The 21892-nt window shown below is 72.5% G+C and carries 17 protein-coding genes and 3 pseudogenes; 8 read left to right on the top strand and 12 right to left on the bottom strand.

Features of this window, described 5'->3' with window-relative positions:
• Positions 1-219: 219 nt before the first annotated feature.
• Positions 220-390 (top strand): annotated as a pseudogene (locus F8O02_RS07440) (ISL3 family transposase); the annotation flags it as partial.
• A 1-nt stretch (position 391) separates the two neighbouring features.
• Here the strand turns inward: F8O02_RS07440 and F8O02_RS07435 are convergent.
• A pseudogene (locus F8O02_RS07435) lies at positions 392-547 on the bottom strand (transposase); the annotation flags it as partial.
• On the opposite strand from F8O02_RS07435, the pseudogene F8O02_RS07430 reads away from it, so the two are divergent.
• The 3 genes and pseudogenes from F8O02_RS07430 to F8O02_RS07420 form a co-directional block, all read left to right on the top strand.
• Positions 527-940 (top strand): annotated as a pseudogene (locus tag F8O02_RS07430) (ISL3 family transposase); the annotation flags it as partial. The pseudogenes F8O02_RS07435 and F8O02_RS07430 sit on opposite strands and share 21 nt — an antisense overlap.
• Positions 941-1164: 224 nt before the next feature.
• Positions 1165-3729 carry a prolyl oligopeptidase family serine peptidase gene (locus tag F8O02_RS07425; protein ID WP_158036614.1) on the top strand — a complete coding sequence of 855 codons (2565 nt, stop codon included), beginning with the start codon at positions 1165-1167 and terminating at the stop codon, positions 3727-3729.
• Positions 3726-5636 (top strand): DUF885 family protein, encoded by a 1911-nt coding sequence (locus tag F8O02_RS07420; protein ID WP_179416329.1) that lies wholly within the window; start codon positions 3726-3728, stop codon positions 5634-5636. The genes F8O02_RS07425 and F8O02_RS07420 overlap by 4 nt, the downstream gene beginning before the upstream one ends.
• Positions 5637-5778: 142 nt before the next feature.
• Here F8O02_RS07420 and F8O02_RS07415 read toward each other — a convergent pair whose 3' ends face one another.
• Complete coding sequence (locus F8O02_RS07415; protein WP_158036612.1) at positions 5779-6027, bottom strand: hypothetical protein; 249 nt, start codon at positions 6025-6027, stop codon at positions 5779-5781.
• Positions 6028-6310: 283 nt separating this feature from the next.
• On the opposite strand from F8O02_RS07415, the gene F8O02_RS07410 reads away from it, so the two are divergent.
• Positions 6311-6550 (top strand): SCO4848 family membrane protein, encoded by a 240-nt coding sequence (locus F8O02_RS07410; RefSeq protein ID WP_158036611.1) that lies wholly within the window; start codon positions 6311-6313, stop codon positions 6548-6550.
• A 114-nt stretch (positions 6551-6664) separates the two neighbouring features.
• On the opposite strand, the gene F8O02_RS07405 is transcribed toward F8O02_RS07410, so the two are convergent.
• Complete coding sequence (locus tag F8O02_RS07405) at positions 6665-7081, bottom strand: TraR/DksA family transcriptional regulator (RefSeq protein ID WP_158036610.1); 417 nt, start codon at positions 7079-7081, stop codon at positions 6665-6667.
• Between the two features lie 258 nt (positions 7082-7339).
• Positions 7340-8752: an MFS transporter gene (locus tag F8O02_RS07400; RefSeq protein WP_158036609.1), complete on the bottom strand. Its 1413-nt coding sequence runs from the start codon at positions 8750-8752 to the stop codon at positions 7340-7342.
• A 144-nt stretch (positions 8753-8896) separates the two neighbouring features.
• Between F8O02_RS07400 and F8O02_RS07395 the strand changes: the two genes are divergently transcribed.
• Positions 8897-9598 carry a DUF4190 domain-containing protein gene (locus F8O02_RS07395; RefSeq protein WP_158036608.1) on the top strand — a complete coding sequence of 234 codons (702 nt, stop codon included), beginning with the start codon at positions 8897-8899 and terminating at the stop codon, positions 9596-9598.
• Positions 9599-9688: 90 nt separating this feature from the next.
• Here F8O02_RS07395 and F8O02_RS07390 read toward each other — a convergent pair whose 3' ends face one another.
• Positions 9689-10522, bottom strand: a complete 834-nt coding sequence (locus F8O02_RS07390; RefSeq protein WP_158036607.1) for a DUF2076 domain-containing protein — start codon at positions 10520-10522, stop codon at positions 9689-9691.
• A gap of 58 nt (positions 10523-10580) precedes the next feature.
• Positions 10581-11291, bottom strand: coding sequence for a MarR family winged helix-turn-helix transcriptional regulator (locus tag F8O02_RS07385; protein ID WP_179416328.1), 711 nt, complete (start codon positions 11289-11291; stop codon positions 10581-10583).
• 102 nt (positions 11292-11393) lie between these two features.
• Between F8O02_RS07385 and F8O02_RS07380 the strand changes: the two genes are divergently transcribed.
• Positions 11394-12704 carry a multidrug effflux MFS transporter gene (locus tag F8O02_RS07380; protein ID WP_158036605.1) on the top strand — a complete coding sequence of 437 codons (1311 nt, stop codon included), beginning with the start codon at positions 11394-11396 and terminating at the stop codon, positions 12702-12704.
• The gene (locus tag F8O02_RS07375) at positions 12701-14518 is read left to right on the top strand and encodes a SulP family inorganic anion transporter (protein WP_158036604.1); all 1818 of its coding nucleotides are present in this window, start codon (positions 12701-12703) and stop codon (positions 14516-14518) included. Before F8O02_RS07380 ends, F8O02_RS07375 begins: the two co-directional genes overlap by 4 nt.
• A gap of 12 nt (positions 14519-14530) precedes the next feature.
• On the opposite strand, the gene F8O02_RS07370 is transcribed toward F8O02_RS07375, so the two are convergent.
• The 6 genes from F8O02_RS07370 to F8O02_RS07345 form a co-directional block, all read right to left on the bottom strand.
• Positions 14531-16915, bottom strand: coding sequence for an ArnT family glycosyltransferase (locus F8O02_RS07370; RefSeq protein ID WP_158036603.1), 2385 nt, complete (start codon positions 16913-16915; stop codon positions 14531-14533).
• Entirely contained in the window at positions 16912-18306 is a 1395-nt protein-coding gene (locus F8O02_RS07365) for a glycosyltransferase (protein ID WP_158036602.1), read from the bottom strand. The genes F8O02_RS07370 and F8O02_RS07365 overlap by 4 nt, the downstream gene beginning before the upstream one ends.
• A 154-nt stretch (positions 18307-18460) precedes the next feature.
• The gene (locus tag F8O02_RS07360) at positions 18461-19321 is read right to left on the bottom strand and encodes an SDR family oxidoreductase (protein ID WP_158036601.1); all 861 of its coding nucleotides are present in this window, start codon (positions 19319-19321) and stop codon (positions 18461-18463) included.
• A gap of 123 nt (positions 19322-19444) precedes the next feature.
• Positions 19445-20167: an endonuclease/exonuclease/phosphatase family protein gene (locus tag F8O02_RS07355; RefSeq protein ID WP_158036625.1), complete on the bottom strand. Its 723-nt coding sequence runs from the start codon at positions 20165-20167 to the stop codon at positions 19445-19447.
• 239 nt (positions 20168-20406) lie between these two features.
• A complete protein-coding gene (locus F8O02_RS07350; RefSeq protein ID WP_158036600.1) occupies positions 20407-21075 on the bottom strand; it encodes an alpha/beta hydrolase in 669 nt (222 codons plus the stop codon).
• 193 nt (positions 21076-21268) lie between these two features.
• Positions 21269-21847, bottom strand: a complete 579-nt coding sequence (locus tag F8O02_RS07345) for an NADPH-dependent F420 reductase (RefSeq protein WP_158036599.1) — start codon at positions 21845-21847, stop codon at positions 21269-21271.
• Between the last annotated feature and the right edge of the window lie 45 nt (positions 21848-21892).

The raw sequence follows: 21892 nt of genomic DNA, 5'->3' as shown, positions 1-21892 counted from the left end.
CGTGGAAGACGGTGTGGCGGGCCATCGAGCCCGAGCTGGTCAAGCTGGCTGAGGACGAGTCACGGTTCGAGAATGTCACCACCCTCGGTGTCGATGAGCACATCTGGGGCTCTTCGCAGTTGAGGGGGTAGGTGGTTGAGCGCGTCGTTGCGGGGGTGAGGGTCGAGGTCTCCCGATGATGGAAGTTCTCACACTGACCATCTGCCGGAAGACCTCGACGTGCTCCACGCTACCTTTGCGACCCCTGATCTGACCGTGTTCTGCCGACTGGACGAGCTCGGTCTCGTCGCGGTGGGGCAGTGTCTTGAGTCGGACCGGGCGGTGATCGAGTGCCGGGTTGCGGAGCCGGATCCGTGGTGTCGGGGTTGTGGCAGCCAGGGGCTTTCTCGGCTCATCGCGGATGGGAGTGTAGGAGCGGTCTGAATCCGCCGGCTTCGAGGAGCGATCTGGCGATGTAGTGCGTGAGGTTCCGGAAGCCGAGTGCGGAACCGCGAAGGTGCTCGAGCCGGCCGTTGATGGCCTCCGTCGGTCCGTTGCTCGTGCCGGGGCCGAGAACCTCACCGACAAGCAGCGCGCCCGGCTGGTCGCGGCCATCGAGACCGACCCCGCCCACGACGAGGTGTTCGTCGCGTGGCAGTGCGCCCAGCAACGACGTTCCGCCTACCACCAGAAGGACCTCGCCGCCGGGCGGCGGATCGCCGAGAAGGTCCTCGACACATTCCACACCTGCCCGATCCCCGAGATCGCACGCCTGGGCCGCACCCTCCGCCGCTGGCGAGCCGCGTTCCTGGCCTACTTCACGACCGGACGATCATCGAACGGCGGAACTGAGGCCGTGAACGGGATCATCGAGCTGCACCGTCGCCTCGCCCGCGGCTTCCGCAACCGCGACAACTACCGGCTCCGCATGCTCCTCGCCGCCGGCGGACTCACCCCATGACCCCCACCGGATGTCCGAAGAGCCGCTTGAAGGCCGAGCTCGTCGAGGCGGCAGAACGTGGTCAGGTCAGGTGTCGCGAACGTAGGGTGGTGCATGTCGAGGTCTTCCGGCGGATGGGCAGTGTAGGAACTTCCATTCTGGAAGACCTCGACCTCTATCTGCGAACCGGCCGGCGCCCCTCGTCTACACCTTCAACTGCGAAGAGCCGGTATACCGTTGAGGCCGTGACCGATTCGCGTGACTCGTTCCCCAGACTCCAGGCCCGCACCCAGCGGTTCCGGCTCGGCGCCCCGCGCAGCGCGCGCGTGGTCGGAGACGGATCCCGCGCCCTGTTCCTGCGCTCCTCTGGCCCGGAGGATCCCCGGCTCGCCCTGTGGCTGAGCGATCTGCGGGAGACGGACGCCGACGTCGAGCGCGTCGTCGTCGACCCGCGGGCGCTCGACGCTCACATCGATGCCGGCGCTGGCCCGGACATCGACGGGGGCTCGAGCGGGCCCGAGGGGCAGAAAGCCGACGAGCGCTCGAGCCCAGACCAGGCGCGCGACGCGGAAGGCGCGAACGGCCCCGACGACCTGACCGATGCCGAGGAGTCGAAGGCCGCCGAGACCCTGAGCGACGCCGAGCGCGCGCTGCGTGAGCGCACCCGGGAGCGGGCCAGTGGCATCGTCGGCTTCGACGTCGACCCCGAGGGCCGCACCGCCGCGTTCACGCTGGACGGTGCCCTGTGGACGGTCGACCTGCACCCGGACGCTCCCACGCCCGCGTTCACCCCGCGTCGCCTCGACGTGCCCGGGCCGGTCGTCGACCCCCGGGTGAGCCCGGACGGCCGCCTCGTCGCCTGGTCGACGGTGGACGCCGTGGTCGTCGCGACGACGGACGGCTCCACCTGGCGTCGGGTCGCCGGGGAGGATGGGGGCGACCCTGATGAGCGGGATGCCGCAGCTGGAGCCGGGTCCGCTGGCGATGTCGAGGTCACCGGGGCGGCATCCGCCGTCGAGTCGGCCGAATCGGCATCCGCGGCCGAGCCTGCAGCCCAGACCCCCGCGCCGGGCTCCAACGCGGGCCCCGTCACCTGGGGCATCGCCGACTTCATCGCGGGGGAGGAGCAGCACCGCTACCACGGGCTGTGGTGGTCGCCGGACGCCTCCCGGCTGCTCGTGCAGCGCACGGACGAGTCCCCGGTCGCGGTGTGGCATCTGTGCGATCCGGTCGATCCGGCCGCCGAGCCCCGCGCCTGGCGGTACCCCCGGGCGCTGACCGACAACGCCCGGGTCACCCTCCACCTGGTCGATCTCGCCGCCGCGGGCGGTGCTGGACCCTCCGCCATCACCGAGATCCCCTGGGACCACGCCGCGTTCGAGTACCTCACCGCCGTCACCTGGGACGCCCCCGAGGCGCTCGTGCTCGTCCAGTCCCGCGACCAGCGGCGCACCCGCCTGCTCGGCGTCTCCGTGGACGGCGCCGTGCGGACGCTGCAGGAGGTCACCGATCGCTGCTGGGTCGACCTCGTCCCCGGCACGCCCCGCCACGACGCGGCCGGCCGTGTGATCACAGTCGTCGCCGACCCTGACACCGACACGTACCGGGTGGCCCTCGACGGGCGCCCAGTCGGCTCGGCCGGGCTGCAGATCGACGCGGTCATCGGCGATGACCACGACGGCGTGCTCGCGCTCGCCTCCGCCGATCCGACGCGTCCGGCACCCGTGCGCGTCCGCTTCGACGGCGGCGTCGACCGCCTCGCCCCCGAGGACGCGGTGGCCGGTCTCGCCGCAGCCGCTGACGGCAGCGTCCTCACCGTTCGCACGCTCGCCGACACCCGGGCGACGGCGACCCACCGGTGGCGTGCACCGGACGGCGCGACCCGTGAGCACGTCCTGCGAGACCGCTCGGCGACGCCAGGCCCGCTCAACGTGCGGGTCACCGAGATCGCCGGACTGCCCGCGGCGATCGTCCTGCCCAGGCCCGGCACCGCGGCCGCCCGCGCGGCCAGCCTGCCCGTGCTCGTGCGCCCCTACGGCGGGCCGGGAGCCCGGCGAGTCATCCGCAGCGCCGCCGCCTACGCCGAGGATCAGTGGTGGGCCGATCAGGGGTACCTCGTCCTCGTCGCCGACGGCCGCGGCGCGCCCGGCCGCGGCCCGGCCTGGGACCGTCGCATCCACCTCGACTTCGCCGCGACCCTGCCCGACCAGGTCGCCGCCGTGCACGCCCTGCCCGGGGCACTCGCCCGCCTCGCCGGGCCGGGCCGCATCCCCGCCGCCGACCTCGACCGGGTCGCGATCATGGGCTGGTCGTTCGGCGGGTACCTCGCCGCGCTGGCCGTGCTGCGGGCGCCGGAGACGTTCCACGCCGCGATCGCCGGGGCGCCTCCCGCCGACTGGACGCTCTACGACACGCACTACACCGAGCGGTACCTCGGGCTCGACGCGGCCGCCTACCGCACGAGCAGCCTGATCGATGACGCGCCCCGGCTGACCCGGCCACTGCTGCTCGTGCACGGGTTCGCCGACGACAACGTCACGATCGCGCACACGCTGCGCCTCTCGCAGGCACTGCTCGCCGCCGGCCGCCCCCACGAGGTGCTGCCTCTCTCCGGCGGCATCACCCACATGGCCGCCGACGAGACGGTCGCTGAGCACCTGCTCCTACTGCAGCTCGACTTCCTGCGGCGCAGCCTCGACACGACCGCCGCAGCCCGCACCACCCCCGGCACCGAGGGGAGCCCGTCGACACACGTCGCCGACAGCGCCTCCCGGCCGACAGCCTCATGTACCGAGGAGGACGCACGATGACCGACATCCGCACGCTCGATGGCCGCCCGATCACTCCCGAGGCACTGGCCGACGCTCGCGGCGAACTCGCCCGCCTCGCCGACGAGTGGTGGAGGTGGCGCGCCGCCGAGCAGCCCCGCACCGATGACGACATCCCGCGCATCGAGCGTCCGGCGGGCTGGGCGCCCGACTGGTCGGCGGACGCCGTGGTCCGGTACCGTGCCGACCTCGCCGCGTTCGCCGCCCGCCGCGCCTCTCTGCCCGCGATCGACCCGGCCACGACCCTCGCCGGCACCCCCGGAGCAGAAGGTGCCAGCGCTGCGAACGCGAACAGCGGCGCGCGAGGGGCCAACGGAACAGCCGACGCATCCGCCACGGACGCGCCCGACAGCCCATCCGCCACCCACGCCGCCCAGGCCAGGGCGTACCTGGTCGACCGGGCGTTGATCGGCTCGTCGATCGCCCGGGCCCGCTTCGAGCTCGACGTGCTCGCCGCGTGGCAGCGCGACCCCGGGTTCTACATCGACCAGACGATCGGCGTCGTGTTCGATCTGCTGCGTCCGGAGGGCCCGTTTGACACGGCCCGCACCGAGGACGTCGCCGCAGCGCTCGAGCGCATCCCAGCCCTGCTCGACCAGGGGCGCACCAACCTTGTCGGCCACGCGCAGACCGAGCCGACCAGACTGGCGGCGGCGACCCTCGCCTCCGCTGGCGGACGCCCCGGCGGTGTGGGCGAGGCCGTGCGCGACGCGATCGAGGCCACCGCCGAGGAACTCGCCGGGGACGTGCCCGAGACGCTGCGCGAGCGCCTCGCCACGGCGGGGGAGGAAGCCGCCGACGCGCTCGACGCGTATCGGGCCTGGCTCGAGCACGACCTCGACACGACCCCGTGGCAGCCGATCGGGCGGGAGGCGTTCGTGCGGTTCCTCCGCGAGATCGCCCTGAACCCCGCCGATCCCGAGGAGCTGCTCATCACCGGTCGCATCGAGCTGGAGCGTGCCGAGGCGTTCAGCGTCATCGAGTCGCGCGGCCATCGCCTCGACTCGGGACGCAGTCAGCCGCGCGAGGCGCTGCCGGCGGCCACCGCGTCCGCCTGCGAGCGGCAGCACGCACAGGAGGCCGCGATCCGCGACTTCTACGAGCGCCAGGGCCTGCTCAGCCAGCCAGAGGAGCTGCGCCACTACCGGCTGCTGCCGATGCCCGCCCGCATCGAGCCGCTGCAGTGGCTCGGGGTGACCGACGACATCCCGGCCGAGCACGCCGCGGAGCGTGACGCGCTCAGCTGGCAGCCGGACGCAGCCGAGGATGCGGCCGGTCGCGCCGACACCGACTCCGGGCTCGGCTTCTTCGACGACGCGATCGCCCGCGACCCGATGACCGGGCTCATCCACGAGGGCTGCCACAGCCAGCAGATCGCGCTGTCGGCCGCCCACCCCGACCCGATCCGCCGCCACTACTACGATTCAGGTGCCAACGAGGGCATCGGGTTCTACAACGAGGAGATGCTCGCCCGGGCTGGGCTGTTCGGCGGCGGCATCGACGTCACCCCCGCCGACGACGACCCGGACAGCCGCGAGACGGTCCACGCGTTCCTGCGTCTGCGGGCGCTGCGCGTGCAGATCGACATCGAGCTCGCCCTGGGGCGGCTCACGATCGACGAGGCCACGCGGATCCTCGCCGAACGGGTGCCCATGGACGAGCCCACCGCCCGGTGGGAGGCCGCGTTCTTCGCCAAGACACCGGGACAGGGGATGACCTACCAGGTCGGCAAGACGCAGATCCTCGGCTTCCTCGCCGCGGCCGTCCGCTCGGGCCTGACCCTGCGGGAGTTCCACGACCGGCTCTGGCGCGAGGGCAACGTGCCGATCGCCCTGCAGCGCTACGAGCTGCTCGGCGACGTCGCCCAGCTGCGCGGGCTCGTGCTGTAGAGACGGGGGCCGTCACCTGGGCTGGCCCCCACCGCTCAGGGTCGGGTCGGGGCCCGAGCCGACCACCCGAGGAGCTGCTCCGGCCGGAACGACGCGGGCCGGCATCATCCAGCCGGCCTCGACGTCCTCGCCGCCCGGCGAGCTACTTCTTGAAGCGCTCGGCGACCTGCTGGGCGAGCTGGCCGAGGTCGAGGTTCGACGTGTCGATGCCGAGCCCATGCAGGCCATCGGCGAGCTTCTGCTGCAGGCCCTCCGCCCCCTCGCCGCCGGCGTTCTCACCGAGCTTCGCGATGAGCGACTGCACCTGCTCGTTGCCCTCGAGACTCTTGAGCAGGTCTGTGTTCTGGGCGGCGTCCTTCACCTTGTTGACGATGTCGTTGAAGTCGAACACGAGGGCTCCTTCTGTCGGTGTCGATGTGCGGGCACGGAGCGGGGCCGCCCACCACGGTCGGCGATGGGGCGACGTCCCGGCGATCGGGCTCCTCCTCAGCCTATCGGGGTGGCGCCCGGCACCGCGCCACGCATGGCATCCGCCCTGCATGTCGCGCCCGGCCCGCCCGTGGCACCGGCGGCGTCGCAGAGTGATCCGTGCGGCGCCGGGTGGGAGGGTTCGAGGGGCGTCTGGAGTGCCTTCTGCCGGCGCCGTCGGCGCCGTCGGACGCTAGGCTTGAGGCATGCTCATCTTCACCTCGGTCGTGCTGCTGGTCAACGCGTTCTTCAACGTGATCGTGTGGCCGCAGTTCCTGCGCCGCGTCTCGCGTGATGACCGGGCCCGCGACGAGGAGGGCAACGCCACGAGCTTCCTCCGCGTGCACCAGGTGCTCATCACCCTGGCGCTCACGATCGCCGCGGTCAGCGCGGTCGGCGGCGTGGTCGGTCTGGTCAACGCCGCCACGGCTGGACAGGCCGGCTGAGCCGGCAGGTGCGGGGAAGCTTCCGCACGCCCGCCCGATCCAGTGCGACCGCTGAGCTCGTGCTGCATGGGGCCGGTGCCGGAGCGGTTCGGGTGACGCTCTCGGAGGGCGCGTTCAGCCCCGCCGGGCGCAGTCGATGCACAGCGTGGCGTCCGGGCGCGCCGCGAGCCGCCTGGGATCGATGAGCCGACCGCATCGCGAGCACACGCCGAACGTCCCGGCGTCGGCCCGTGCCGCGGCGTCCTCGAGCGACGCCACCTGCGCCCGCGCCTGATCGCGCACCGCCATCGCCTTCGACCACTCGAACGACAGCGGCACGCCGTCGGGATCGTGCTCGTCGTCATCGGCGCCGGACTGCAGCCGACGCACCTGCGCCAGCGTCCGCTCCGCACGGTCGAGCGCGACCCGAGCATCCTGCAGCCGCAGCGCCAGCGCGGCGCGAGCCTCGGGCGGCGCCGCCTGGGCCACGGCAGGACGGAGTCCCGTGCGCCGTGAGGCGGAGCGGGACGTGCGCGGGGTGCGTGGGCTCATGTCCGCACTCTAGAGCAGAACCGGGTGGCCGGGTGCCCCGGGGATTGCGCGTGACGTCGATTCTGCGCGGCACGGTCTGCGCACGACGTGGATTCGGCATTCTGGCAGGGATTCAGCGCTCGAGGCGGGGTTCGTGGTGAATCGCGGTGATGGCGCTGAATCGGCGTCGGCGCAGAGGTCGAGGACGAGATCGAGGGGCGAGATCGAGGTTTGGCGGTGCCGGCGTCGAGTGTGACGTCGGCCTGGGGGCCTCGCCCCTCACCGCCGTTCGGCGCGCACCGCGAGCCATGCGGCGAGCACCCCGAGCAGGGCGAACGCCGCGAACGACAGACTCAGCGTGCGGGCGCTGCCGGCCACCGTCGGCCCACCCAGATTGATGAGCAGCCCGCTCACCGCCGACCCGATCGTGTTCGCGACGAGCTGCACGGTGTTGACTCCAGCAGAGACCTTCTGCGATTCGAGCGGATCGTCGGTGCTGCGCAGGGCCGCGGCCGCGGTGTGGCCGAACGCGGTGCCGATGCCGATGCCCGCCATGAACAGCGTCGCGAACCACAGCAGCACGATGCCCCAGCCCGCGGGGTCCGGCTGCACCAGACCGTAGCCGGCCAGCCCCAGCGCCAGCAGGACCGGTCCGCCCACCCGGTACGCGGCCACCCGTGCATCGGAGACGGCCCCGGAGGTGAGCAGGCCGCCAGCTGTCCACCCCCACGAGACCATCGCACCGAGGAACCCCGCCATGAACGGCGACATCCCGGCGAGCTCCTGCCCGAACAGCGGCACGAACGCCTCGACGGTGGATGCCGCGGCCAGCGTGGTGATCACGAGGTAGATCCAGCGCAGGGACGAGGCTCCGTGGTAGACGGTGTGCGGCAGCAGAGTACGGCGGCCATGCCGCTCCACCAGTCCGAACGTGATCGCAAGGACCAGCGCCAGCCCGAGCAGTGTCAGCACCTGCCAGGGCTCGGTGAACACGACGGTGAGCGCCAGTGCGGCGGCCACCGCAGTGACGAGGGCGAGGGAGGCGAGCGGGATGCGCTCGGTCGGCGACGTCCCGCTCCGCCGGGGCAGCGTCCGCGCCGCGAGCCATGCTGCGGCGACCGCGCCCAGCGCGAGTGGGGCGAACGCGCCGCGCCACAGCCCGAGCTGGGCGAACAGCCCGCCGAGCAGCGGGCCGATGAGGTTGCCGACGCCCCACATCGCCGACAGCAGGGCGATCGCCCGCGTCCACAGGCGTGATGGCAGGGTGACCCGCATCACTGCGTAGGCGAGGCCGGTGAGCAGCCCGCCGGCGCAGCCCTGGATGAACCGGCCGATGAGGAACACCGGCATCGTGGGCGCCAGCATGCTCACCACGAGTCCCAGCGCGAAGCCCAGGAAGGCGATCGGATACGTCCGCCGCGCGCCCCACGCCCCGAGCAGGCGCCCGACGAACAACGACACCACGACCGAGGGCAGCAGGAACGCGGTGGACACCCAGGCGTACAGGCTCTGCCCGCCGATGTCGGCCACTGCGCTCGGCAGCAGGCTCGCGGTGAGGTACACGTTCGTGCCATACAGTGCGATGCCGCCGGCGAACACGACCACCGCGGCACGGGTGTCGGCGGCGAACAGCTCGCGCCAGGTGGCCGGGTTGCGGGCGGAGTCGAGGGGAGCTGCGGGATCGGTGGACATACGGACCATCAGCCTACCCGGCGCGGCGATGTCGTGCGCGAGTCACAGCGATGTCAGGGGGTGCTCATAGAACTGTAGGCGGCACCGAACGTGCCCGCGCAGGTCAGGGAGACGTGCGACGCATGATGAAAACAGGAGGAACTCATGACCACACCGACTACGCCGCAGCCGAGCGGCCCGACGCACATCTCGCAGTCATCGCAGAAGCCCGGGGTCTCGGCCTGGGCCGTCGTCTCGCTCAGCATCGGCATCGTCTCACTGCTGCTGTGCTGGGTGCCGATCCTCAACAATCTCGTCATCGTCCTCGCCATCATCGGCGTGATTTTCTCGATCATCGGCATCGTCGGGACGAAGGCCGGCCGTCGCAGCGGTCGGGGCATGGCGATCGCCGGTCTCGTGCTCGGCATCATCGCGGTCGTCGGGGTGCTCGGCACCCAGGCGATGTACGGTGCCGCTCTCGACAACGCCTCGAAGTCGCTGGACAGCGCGGCGGCCAGCGCCAGCGACTCGCTCGATCGCATGAGCGGCGACGCCACGGACGACCTGCTCGGCAAGGAGATCACCGTCGATCTCGGCCAGTTCTCGGCCACCAAAGATCAGTATGGGCTCACGGAGACCACACTGCCGGTGCATGTGGTGAACCTCGCCAGCGAGCCGCACACCTACTCTGTGCAGATCGAGGCTGTTGACGCCTCGGGCAACCGGGTCACCGACGACACCCTGATGGTGAACAACCTGGGTGCAGGACAGGCGCAGGACCTGACCGCCTTCGAGTATCAGACGGATGACAAGATCGAGGCGTTGAAGACCGCCACGTTCAAGGTCACCAGCATCTCGCAGATGTGATCCGCAGCGGCGCCCTCAAACGGGTGCCGCGGCGATGAGGAGCAGGCGCGGGTGCGGCCCCTGACGGGGACCCACCCGCGCCTGTCTTCTTCACACGTCGAAGTCGCCGAAGCCACCGAAGTCGCCGAAGCCGCCGAGATCGAACCCCTGGCTGAGTGTCTCGTCCAGCTCGCCGAACGCGCTCGTCGCCTCGGTCGCGGTGTCGCCGACCGAGCCGACCGCCTCGCCGGCCGCATCACCCGCATTGGAGACAGCGTCGCCGAGGTCCGCCGCAGCGTCGCCGGCCGCCTGGGGCACACCATCGAACGCGTTGGTGAGCCCGTCGAACAGCAGTGCCCCGCCGGCGACCCCGAGCGCCGTCGCCGCGGCCCCGCGCAGGAAGCTGCCGCCGGGTCCCCGCCCGGCCGTCGCCGGGGCGGACGCCCCGGTCGCGTTCGCCGCGGACCGCTGCCACTCGCCGGCGGACCCGGTCGCGTCGGCCGTGGTCCCGACGTCGGCCGCTCCGGTCGAGGACGCGGCCGTGGTCTGGGCGTATCCGGTGTTCTGCGCGTGCCCGGCGGCCTGGCCGTATCCCGCCGCGCGGCCGTTCGCCTGACCTCCGGAGCGGCCGCCCTGGAACGCGTCGAACAGCGAGCCGAGCAGGCCACGGGGCGAGCCGTTCTGTCGCGCGCCGGCGGCCTGCGCGTTCTGCAGCTGCTGAGCGAGCGTCGTCCGCTCCCGCTCGAGGGCGTCGATGCGCCCGCGGGCCTCGCACAGCGCCTGCTCCTGCAGCAGCACCGCCTGGGTGAGCAAGTAGACCGCGTTCGGCTGGGCAGCGATCAGCCGCCCGATCTCGGCGTCGGCCTCGGCATCCGGGGTGACGGGCTGCGCGGCGCGGATGCGCTCGGCGAGCGCCTGGATGAGGGTGTGGTCGTCGGCGTCCATTGATCTCCTCTCGGCGTGGCACGGCCGGGCGGGCCCGGCGCGCGTCGATGCGCCGAGTCTATGAGCGCCGGCTGTGCGGAGGCTGAGCGAGCGAGGCCACGCCCTCGCCGGCCAGGACGCTCAGCGCGTCGAGCAGAGCGGCCAGCTGCGCGTCCGTCAGCGGGACGTCGTCGGCGTTCCCGGACCGCTCGTCACCGGGCCCCTCGCGCCGGGAACCCCCTGATGTCCTGACCGGCCGGGCCGACGCGTCCGCGCGGTCGGCCGTCACGCCCCGGGCGACTCCCTGCAGTGTGGTCGTCCAGACCTGCCGCAGCCGGGCGAGGTTCTGCTGGGCCGCGTCCGTGGCGGTGAGCAGACACGCGCGTCGGTCGGCCGGGTCGGGAGCGGAGGCGACGAGCCCGAGGGCGCGCAGGTGACGCACCGTGGGGGTCAGGTTGCTCGGCAGCACGTGCAGTGCCCGCGCCAGCGCGCTCGGGCGGATCGGACCGTGCCGGTCGATGTGCCGCAGGGCGGAGGACTCGGCGGCGGTGAGCCGGTGCACCTCGGGATCGGCGTCGACAGCCGTCTGCAGGGTGCGGGCGAGGGTGAGCGCGAGGTCGGCGCACTCGGCGAGCAGCGCGGTGCGGTCGGCGGACGACGGGGGATGCCCCGCCTCGGCATGGCGCGGGAGGCGGCGGTGTCGCGACGCGGGGAGTGGCTCCCGCAGCGCCGGATCCGCGGGCGACGCGGCCGGCTCGGCGGGCGCCTGCGGTCCTGGGGAATCTGACATGCCTCCATCGTGCCACGCGGCGGAAGATTGTTCTATAGTCATAACCAACGACGTCCACGTGGGCACCACGGCCGGCGTCGCATCCCCCCGTCGAAGGAATCCATGAGCGTCACCCCCTCTCCGTCATCCGACCCGACTCCGTCATCCGACCCGGCCGCAGCCCCGGCGTCGTTCGTCCCGCCGGTGCAGTCGGCGGAACGCCCGGGTGTCTCCACTCCGCTGCTCGTCACCCTCGCCGTGCTCTCCGCGGTCGCGCCGTTCTCGACCGACCTGTACCTGCCGGCGTTCCCGCAGATGAGCACGGAGCTGGCGACCTCCGACACCGCGGTGCAACTGTCGCTCACCGCGTTCCTCATCGGCGCGGGCGTCGGTCAGCTCGTCTTCGGGCCGGTCTCCGACCGACTCGGTCGCCGGTGGCCGCTGCTGATCGGCCTGATGCTCTTCCTCGCGTCGAGCTGTGGGACGGCGATGGCACCGTCGATCGGTGTGCTCATCCCCCTCCGCCTCGTGCAGGGGATCAGCGGCGCCGCCGGGATGGTGATCGGCCGCGCCGTCATCGCCGATCGCTCGCACGGTCGCGCCGCAGCACGCGCCCTCAGCCTGATGATGATGGTCGGTGGCCTCGCCCCGGTTATCGCCCCGCTGCTCGGCAGCGGGCTCGCAGGCGTCATCGGCTGGCGCGGCCTGCTGTGGATCGTCGCCGGTCTCGGTCTGGCCGGACTGGTCGCGAGCGTCGTTTTCGTGCCCGAGACGAACGATGCCGACGCGCGCGCCAGGCGGGCGGCCGCGGACGCAGCCCTCGCCGCGGAGCATCCCGGTGCCGGCGGGGTGCGTGCCCTGGCCACCCGCACGTTCATCGGGCGGACGCTCGCGTTCGCGTTCGCCTTCGCGACGATGATGGCGTACATCTCCGCCTCGCCGTTCGTCTACCAGCGGATGATCGGCCTCTCCGTGCCCGCCTACGGGCTGCTCTTCGGGCTCAACGCGCTGCTGCTCATGCTCGTCTCCGCGATCTCCGCGCGACTCGTGGCCGTGTACGGTGCTGAGCGCCTGCTGCGGATCGGTCTCATCACCAATCTCGTCGGCTCCGCCGCGACGCTGCTCGTCGCCGTCACCGGGGTGCCCGTGTGGCTGCTGACCCTCACCCTCCCGATCGCCGTCGCGCCGCTCGGGCTCGTGTTCGGCAACGCCACAGCCCTGGCGCTCGACGCGGCACCCGCTCGGGTCGCGGGCCTCGGATCAGCGATCCTCGGCATGGCGCAGTTCGCACTGGCCGGTCTCGTCTCGCCGCTGGTGAGCCTCGGCGGCGAGGGCACCGCGACCCCGCTCGGGATCGTGATGGTCACCGCCTCTGTGGTGGCGATGGCGATGTTCCTCGTCGGTCGGAGCAGGACCTCTATCCTAGAGGGATGACGGGAGACGGCGCGCATCGAGCCCTGCCGGGCTGGCCGCCGGTGCTGCGGCACACCCGCGACTACGACCGCCGGTGGCTGCGAGGCGACATCGTCGCCGGGATCACCCTCATCGCCGTGCTGCTGCCGACCGGCATGGGGTACGCGGAGCTCGCCGGGCTGCCGCCCTACACGGGGCTCGTCGCGACCGTCGTGGGTCTTGTCGCCTACGCGGTGTTCGGTCCCTCGCGCACGCTCGTCGTCGGGCCGGACTCGTCACTGTCGCCGATGATCGCCGCGGCCATCGTGCCGCTCGCCCTCGGCTCAGACGCCCGGGCGATCGCCCTGGCCGGGGTGCTCGCCGTGATGATCGGCATCGTGCTGCTGCTCGCCGCGGTGCTGCGCCTGGGCGTGCTCACCGATCTGCTCTCCAAGCCGATCCGCGTCGGCTACCTCAACGGCATCGCCCTGACCGTGCTGGCCGAGCAGTTGCCGGGCGTGCTGGGACTGAACCGGGTCGAGAGCGATGGCGCCGACCCGTTCACCGGGTTCGTGCAGGACGTCGCGGCCGGCATCGCCGACTGGCGCACGCTCGCCCTGGGCGGCGGCGGCCTCGTTGTCATCCTGCTGCTGCGCCGGCTCGCCCCGCGGGCGCCGGGCGCCCTGCTCGTCATCCTCATGGCCGCGATCCTCTCAGCCGGGCTCGGCTGGACCGCCTCGATCGCCACCGTCGGCGCCCTGCCGGCCGGGCTGCCGGCGATCGGCATCGACCTCGCCCTCTTCGACTGGGGCGATGTCGCCGCACTCACGCCCGCCGCTCTCGGCATCGCCCTCATCGCACTGGCCGACACCAGCATCCTCTCGCGCAGCATCAGCGAGCGCGACCACAGACTGGTGGACCCGCGTCAGGAGATGATCGGGCTGGGGCTGACGAACATCGCCGTCGGCGTCATCGGCGGGTTCGCGATCGGAGGGTCGTCGTCACGCACGCCCGTGCTGCGGTCGGCCGGGGGCCGCAGTCAGCTGGCCAGCCTCATCGGCGCGGCCGGCATCCTCGTGTTCCTGTTCGCCGCACCGGCAGCGACCGCCTGGGTGCCCGCCGCTGCGCTGTCGGCGGTCGTGGTCGCAGCCGCGCTCGCCCTGGTCGACGTCGGCACGGTGCGCCGCCTGTTCCGCATGAGCCCCGTCGACGGGCTGCTGTGCCTCACAGCCACGGCCGGGGTGGCGGTGGCCGGGGTGCTCACCGGCATCGGCATCGCGGTCGGCCTGTCGATCCTCGCCCTGTTCATCGAGCAGTGGCGGCCGTATCGTGCTGAACTCGGCCTGGTGCCCGGGCTGCGCGGCTATCACGATCTGCGCCACCCAGGCGCTCGACGCATCCCCGGCATCGTCATCGTGCGCTTCGACGCCCCGCTCAACTTCGCCAACGCGGGCACCTTCTCGGAATTCGTCCGTCGCACGCTCGAACGACGGCGCGACCGCGTGCATGAGGTCGTGCTCGCCGCAGAACCGATCACGGGGATCGACACGACCGCGGTCGACGCCCTGATCATGCTGGACCGCCGGCTCGCCGAGACAGACGTCGACCTCGTGCTCGCCGAGATGAAGGATCCGGTGCGCGAGCGCCTGCGCCGGCTCGACCTAGCCGGGCAGCTCGCCGACAACATGTTCGAGCCCACGGTGGGCGCGGCTGTCGACCGGTTCACCGGGCGGCTGCGCTCCGACATCGCCGCCGGGCGAGACGAGGCCGGGCGCACCGGCGGTCAGAGCGTGGCCCGGCATCTCGGCGGTCAGGATGCGACCAGGCATCCCGACGGATCGACCGCGGGGGAGTGACCCCGCCCCGCATCACTCGGTCGAGGGCGTCAGGTCGTAGAGCGTCACCCCGTCGACCGTCTGCGCGGTGAAATGCTGTTCGACCCACTCGGAGATCTGCTCGGCGGCGTCGGAGCCACCCATCGACCTCCCCATGCTGCGGCCGGCGATGTACCAGCGGATCTCGCCCTGCCCGACATGCTGCTGGAACTCCTCCAGCGTCGGCGCCGGGTCAGTGCCGTTGAACCCGCCGATCGGCATGACGGCACGATTCGAGGCGAGCTGGTAGGCCGCCGCGCTCTGCGACCCGGTCGTCGCCGCCGCCCACCGGGCGTCGCCGGTGTCCTCGAGCAGCGCCACGATCTCATCGGAGGCGTCGCCGCCGTCGAGCAGGCCGCTCATGCCGCTCATGCTGCTCATGCCGCCCATGCCGCCCAGCTCGGGCGTCCCCGAGGCCTGTTGCCCGGCCCCGTCCGGGCCATCCTGCTCGGTCTGGCCATGTCCTCCGTCACCATCCTGGCCGCCGGGGCCACCGAACCGCCCCTGACCACCCTGGCCGCCGGACATCGTCCGTCCTGCGGAGCCGTCGCCGGAGGCGGGTCCGCCCTCTGACGCGTCGGCGGTGGGCATCGCCCCGGTCGTGCCGGAGCCGGACCCTTCCACTCCGGCTGAGCCGCCGTCCGTCATCGCGCCGGGGTCGCCCAGGCCTCCGCCCATCGAGCCGGGGCCGCCCAGGCCTCCGCCCACGCCGCCCATCGAGGTGGTCGACACGGAGGGGCCAGCGGTGATGATCGACCCGGTGTACCCGCGCTGCACCGTGTACAGGGTGTAGGCGACCGGGCCGGTGAACGCCGCGGCGAGGGCCGCCGCGGCCGCGGCGCGCGTGATCCACGGGGAGGTCCACGGCAGCCACGGCGACAGCGCCAGGGCAAGCCCGGCGAGCACGCCGACGACGAGCACCGGCCACTGCTCGACGCTCGAGCTGCGGCCCAGCAGCACCCACGCCCACACCACGGTCAGCGCCGTCACCGCGCCGAGCGTCACCACAGCCGGCCACCGGTCGCGGCGCCGCCACAGCTCTCCGCAGCCGAGCCCGACGAGCCCGGCGATGCCCGGGGCGAGGGCCACGGTGTAGTACGCGTGGAAGATGCCCGACATGGAGCTGAACACGAGGCCGGTGACCACGAGCCACGACCCCCAGATCACGGCGGACGCGCGCAGGGCGTCCGTGCGCGGGCGCCGCCACGTGACCACGAGCAGGGCGACGAGCAGCACGAGCGCGGCGGGGATCAGCCACGAGGCCTGGCCGCCGAACTCGCCCTCGAACAGCCGGGTGATCCCCGTCTCACCCCACATGCCGCCCTGGCCCTCCATGCCACCGACCGACCCGGTCTCGTCGCCGGTGATGCGACCGAACCCGTTGTAGCCGAAGGTGAGCTCCAGGAACGAGTCGTCCTGCGAGCCGCCGACGTACGGTCGCCAGTCACTCGGCACGAGCTCGACGAGCGCGACCCACCAGCCCGCGCCGGCCACGAGCGTGCCGACCGCGATGAACCCGTCGCGGATGCGCCGGCGCAGTGACACGGGCGCGGCGATCAGGTACGCCACGGCGAATCCGGGCAGCACGACGAACGCCTGCAGCTGCTTGGTCAGGAACGCGAATCCGACGGTGAGCCCGGCGAGCGCCATCCAACGGGTGCGGCCGTCCTGGACCGCCCGCAGCACGAGCCAGGCCGTGACGGTCAGCAGCAGCACGAGCAGCGCGTCCGGGTTGTCGTATCGGAACATGAGCGCGGCGATCGGGGTGGCTGCGAGGGCGAATCCGGCGATGAGCGCGGCCTGCGGAGTCGACACCCGGCGCACGGCACCGTGCAGCACGGCGACCGACAGCACGCCCATGAGCGCCTCAGGCACGAGCAGCGCCCACGAGTTCAGCCCGAACAGGCGCACAGACAGCGCCATCACCCACAGGAACGCCGGCGGCTTGTCGACGCTGATCGAGTTGCCCATGTCCGAGGAGCCGTACAGGAACGCCTCCCAGTTCTGCGAGCCCGCCTGCGCCGCCGCGGCGTAGAAGGAGTTGCCCCGGCCAGAGGCGGCGAGATTCCACAGATACGCGACCGTGGTCACCGCGAGCAGCACGAGCAGTGCGGGACGCTCCCAGCGGGTGCGCGGGGTCGCGGCGGCCTCGGGGCGGGTCTCGCCGCGCAGCCAGCGGACGACGTGGTCGCGCACGCCCCGCAGGCGTCCCGCGCCCGGTGCGCGCACGTCGGCTTCGGTGGCGATCGCCGCGGTCGCGGCATCGGATGCCTCGGCCGCAAGGCTGGATGCCCCCGTTACCGGGCTTGTGGTGGCCGCGAGGCTCGCGGCGGCGCGGCCGGGGCGAGGCGTCAGCGGACTGGTGGATGCGGTGGTCATCGGTGCTCCATCGTGTCAGAGGTGTCAGCGGTGCCGTCGGGGCGATCTGCCGGTGTCGGCAGCGCCGCCGGTGTCGCGTCCTGATCGTCCAGCAGGGCGTCACGTGCGGGGCTGTGTCGGGCGGGGCCGACCCCCGCATCCGTCGTGGTGGCAGGCCGGTGCGGCCGGAACACCCAGTGTCGGAAGAGCAGGAACTTCACCAGCGTGGCCAGCAGATTCGCGACCGTGGCGGCGACCGCCTGCCAGACCGGGGCGAGCCCGGCGGTCAGCTGCAGCGCGATCGCGGTGAGCAGCCAGCCGACGAGGAACACCACGAGGCCCTGCCCCTGGTGGACGAGCGCCCGGCGGCGGCCGTGCACGCCGAACGTGAACCACCGGTTCGCCTGGGTGTTCGCGAGCGTGCTGAGCAGCAGGGCGAGGAGGTTCGCCGCCTGCGCGCCGGCGAGCGGCATCAGTCCGAGCAGCAGCAGCGTGTACAGCACCGTGGAGGCGAGCCCCACGACGGCGAAGCGCACGATCTGGCCGAGCAGCCCGTCGTGAGGCGCCTCGTCGTGATCCGTGGCCATCGGCGGGTGCACGGCCTGGCGGATCGCCTCGAGCGGGATCCGCCCGCCGAGCAGCGCGCCGGCCAGCCGGGCGATCCCTGCGAGATCCTCGCGCACGGTGCGGGGGATGTCCACCCGGCTGTCTGGGTCGTCGACCCAGTCGACCGGCACCTCGTGGATGCGCAGCCCGGCCTTCTCGGCGATGACGAGCAGCTCGGTGTCGAAGAACCACTGCGTGTCGTGCACCTGCGGCAGCAGCGCGCGGGCCGCGTCCGCGGTGATCGCCTTGAACCCGCACTGGGCGTCGGAGAACCGCACGCCCAGCAGCGTGTGCAGCAGCAGGTTGTACGAGCGCGAGATGAACTCGCGCGTCGGACCGCGCCGCACGTGCGATCCGCGGGCGAGCCGGGTGCCGATCGCCACGTCGGAGTGGCCGGAGACGAGCGGGGCCACGAGCGGGGCGAGCCCGCGCAGATCGGTCGACAGATCGACGTCCATGTAGGCGAGCACCGGGATGTGCGCCGCGTCGGCGCGCCACACGGTCGACAGGGCGAGCCCCCGCCCCTTGCGGTCGAGGCGCACCGCGGCGACGCCGGGGATCTCGGCGGCGAGCCGGCGGGCGATCGCCCAGGTGTCGTCCGTCGAGGCGTTGTCGACGATCGTCAGCCGGGCAGGCCAGGGCAGCTCCCGGTCGAGGAACGCCCGGGCGCGGGCCACGGCGTGGGGCAGGTCGTGTGCCTCGTTGTGGACGGGGATGAGCAGATCGACGACCGGAGCGGGCACCTGAGTCGTGGTCTGGCCCGGGGCGGGGCGGGGGACGAGCGCGGTGCCATCGGTGGTGGACATGTCGGCGACGATACGGGCCGGACTCTGGGAGGCCGGACAGCGCCGGCTGTGGGACCCCTGATAGCCGGATGCGGAGACGCGGCGCATCTGATGCACATGCGCAGGGCCCGTCCGGTGATCACCGGACGGGCCCTGCGACGCGGTCGGCTGCGGCTCAGCGCTCGACCCAGCCGCGCATCGTCTGCTCGAGCGGCTCGGTCGGGTGGCCGATGAGGCCCGAGAGCACCCCGTTCGTCTCGCCGAGCAGCCCGTCTCGGGTGTTGCCGTTCAGCACGACGACGAACTCCGCGGTGCCATGGTCGACGCCGCTCTGCTCAAGGTCGGTGAGCTCCTGCTCCGGGGTGATCGTCTCGTAGACGACCGGGTGGCCGAGCACGCGGGCGGCGGTCTCGGCGAACTCCCGGAACGACCAGGCATGGTCGCCAGTCACCTCGTAGACGCGGTTCTCGTGGCCGGTCCCCGTGAGCACGACCGCCGCGGCCTCGGCGTAATCCCGCCTGGGGGCACTCGCGATGCGGCCCTCGCCCACGCTGTTGCGGATCACCCCGTGCTCGCGGGCCTGGTCGAAGTCGCCCCGATAGTTCTCGGTGTACCAGCCGTCGCGCAGGATCGTGTATGCGAGACCCGATGCACGCAGGGCCTCCTCGGTCGCCCTGTGCTCCGGGGCGAGTACGAGCGGTGTGTCGTCGGCGTGCGGGGCGGAGGTGTACACGAGCCGGTCGACGCCGGCGAGCTTCGCCGCGTCGATCACGTTCGCATGCTGTGCGACCCGGCGGCCCACCTCGGAGCCGGAGATGAGCAGCGCGTTCGCCACGCCGTCCAGCGCACGCTGCAGTGAGGCGGGATCGCCGTACTCGGAGCGGGCGGTCTGCAGGCCGCGTTCCGCGAGGGTGGCGAGCCTGCGCTCGCTGCGTCCGATGGCGCGGATGTCATCCGGTGCGACGCCGCGGGCGATGAGCGCGTCGATCACGAGGGCGCCGAGATGTCCGGTGGCTCCGAGGACGGCGATGGTCATGTGTGCTCCTTCGATCGGTCGCGGACGCGGGTCGCGACCGATCGCGACCGGCACGCCCGTGGGGGGATGACCGTGGCCGTGAGGAACGGTCCTCGACTGGGGGAGGGCGCGCAGGGCCCGCGGTCAGTGCTTCACCTGCTCCAACGCCTGCCGCCACAGCGAGTATTCCGTCGGCCGATCCTCGTAACTGGCCGACAGCAGGATCGGATGGTGGTCGCTGTCCCCCTGCGGCAGCGAGGCGACCTGGTCGATGCGGAACCCGGTCGACGTGGCCAGGTCGTAGCGTCCCCGGAAGATACGGTAGCGCTGGTAGGTGCGGTCGCTCGTCACGCTCAGCCGGAAGCCGTGACTGCCGACCCGGCGCTCGAGCCCCCGTTGGAAGAACGGGTAGTTGTAGTCGCCGACCATGATCGTCGGCAGGTCAGGGCCCAGCGCGCCGAGCAGCTGGAACGCCGAGCGGATCTGCGTGCGCCGCAGCGCGTTGCGGGCGGTCAGCGGAGCCCCGTGGAACGAGGCGACGAGCAGGTCGCGGCCCGCCTCGGCATCGTGCAGGCGGGAGGCGACCAGACGCTCGTGCGCGGGCGCGGCGACCCGGTCGTGCAGCGACTTCTTCAGCTGGAACGTCTCGGAATCGACGAGCGAGAACCGGTCGTCGCGGTAGAGGACGGCGATGCCGAGCCGGTTCGCCCGGGTCGCCTCGGCGAGCGTGAGCGGGCCGATGCGGCCGGGCAGGGTCTCCACGTCGCACTCCTGCAGGCACAGCACGTCGGGCAGGGTCGCCTCGACGAGGCCCTCCAGCTCGTGCGCCGCCCGGTTCTTGCGCAGGTTGTAGCTGACCACGTTCATCGCCACGGCTGGCCTCCGTTCGTCGTGCCACCCTCCAGCCTAGACGTCGCACCTGTGGATGAGACGGGCGGTGCGGCTGGTCCGGGCGGCAGGAACGACGAGGTGAACGTGGCGAGGGGCAGCGTGGCCGGCGTGGCGGGCAGGGCTGACTCAGGCGGCGAGCGGGGCCGGTTCAGGCGGCGACGGTGTGGGGTAGGACAGCGATGCGTGCGGGATGGCGATGTCGAGGCACGGCCGGCTCAGACTGCGAGCGGGGCGAGGAAGGCGTGCACGTCCGCGAGCTCCTCCGGCGTGGTGGTGTGCCCCATGCCCGCGTACCGGTGCTCGGCGTCGGCGGTGTGGCCGGCGAGCCAGGCCGCGGTGCGGGCCACGGCGGCCGGCGTGATGACCGGGTCGGCGTCCCCGTGCCCCCAGAACGCGGGCGGACGGGTCTCGGCGAGGGCCTCGTCGGCCGGCTGCGCGGCCGAGAGAGCGAACCCGCTGAGGCTCACCGGGCGTGCGACCCGGTCGGGGCGGGTGCGCAGCAGCTGCACGGCCATCAGTCCGCCCTGTGAGAACCCGATCGGCACGACCCGGGTGTCGGCGGGCAGCATCGCGTCCGTCCAGTGCCACACCGCGGCGGTGGCACGCTCGATCGGCTCGGGGCGCGGGTCGCCCGGGCGCTCGATCGGGAACCAGGCGAAGCCGCCGGTCGGCAGGGCGAGCGGGGCGCGCAGCGACGCCCACGGCATCCCCGGGGGAAGGATCAGCGGAGCGAGGCCGGGCAGGTCGCCCTCATCCGTGCCGAAGCCATGCAGGAACAGGGCGACCGGCATGGATGGGTCTGGCATGTCCGTGAACGAGGTGACGGCGTGGAGCAGGTGTGTGGCAGTGGTGGGGGTGGCGGCGGTGACTGGTGCGTCGGACATGGGACCTCGGATCTTGACGGCAGAACGGTGTGATGGTGGGGACGACCAGGATTGAGCCACCCTGCTGGGCACGACCGCGGCTGCGCCAAGAGGTGGCGCAGCCGCGGTCGTTCGTGTCACGGTGGCGCAAGTGGTCGGCGGGTCCCGGGTCAGCGCGAGAGCCCTCCAGATCAGCGCTCGAGCGCGCTCCCGGTCAGTGCTCGAGAGCGAACCCGCCGGTCCAGCCGATCCGCTCGCCGGCGGCCAGGGTCAGCTGCAGGAACCCCACGGCCTCGAGCTCGCGGGCACGCTTGAGCGATCCGGCGTCGACGGCCCTGAGGCCGCCGGCCGCCACCGCCTGAGCGAGGGTCTGCTTCGCCTGGGCGTCGTCGCCGGCGATGAGCACGGTGGTCGGCTGATCGCCGACGTGCCCGGAAGCGAGTGTGGCGGCGAAGTTCGTGTTGAAGGCCTTGAGCACCTTCGCCTCGGGCAGCTGCTGCTGCAGCTCGGCGGCGGCCGAGCTGTCGGACGGCACGACCAGCGCGTCGAACGTGCTGAAGTCGAGGGGGTTCGTGATGTCGACGACGATGCGGCCGGCGAGCTGCGAACCGTAGGCCGAGACGACCTCCGCCAGCGCCGGGTAGGGCAGGGCCAGCACGACCATGTCGCCGTCGACGGGCTTCGTGCCGAAGTCGGAATGGGCGATCGTGGTGACGGCGGCGCCGCCCCGCTGCAGCACGCCGGTGATCGCGGTGCCCATGCTGCCGGTGCCGATGACGGTGAAAGTGGTCATGATGCTCGTGCGTCCCTCTCTGGATCCGTCCGGGCGATGTGCTGG

The sequence above is a fragment of the Pseudoclavibacter caeni genome (genome assembly GCF_008831125.1).
Taxonomy (GTDB): Bacteria; Actinomycetota; Actinomycetes; order Actinomycetales; family Microbacteriaceae; genus Pseudoclavibacter_A; species Pseudoclavibacter_A caeni.
Note: the sequence above shows the minus strand (reverse complement) of the source record. Positions and strands in the feature narration are given on the sequence as shown.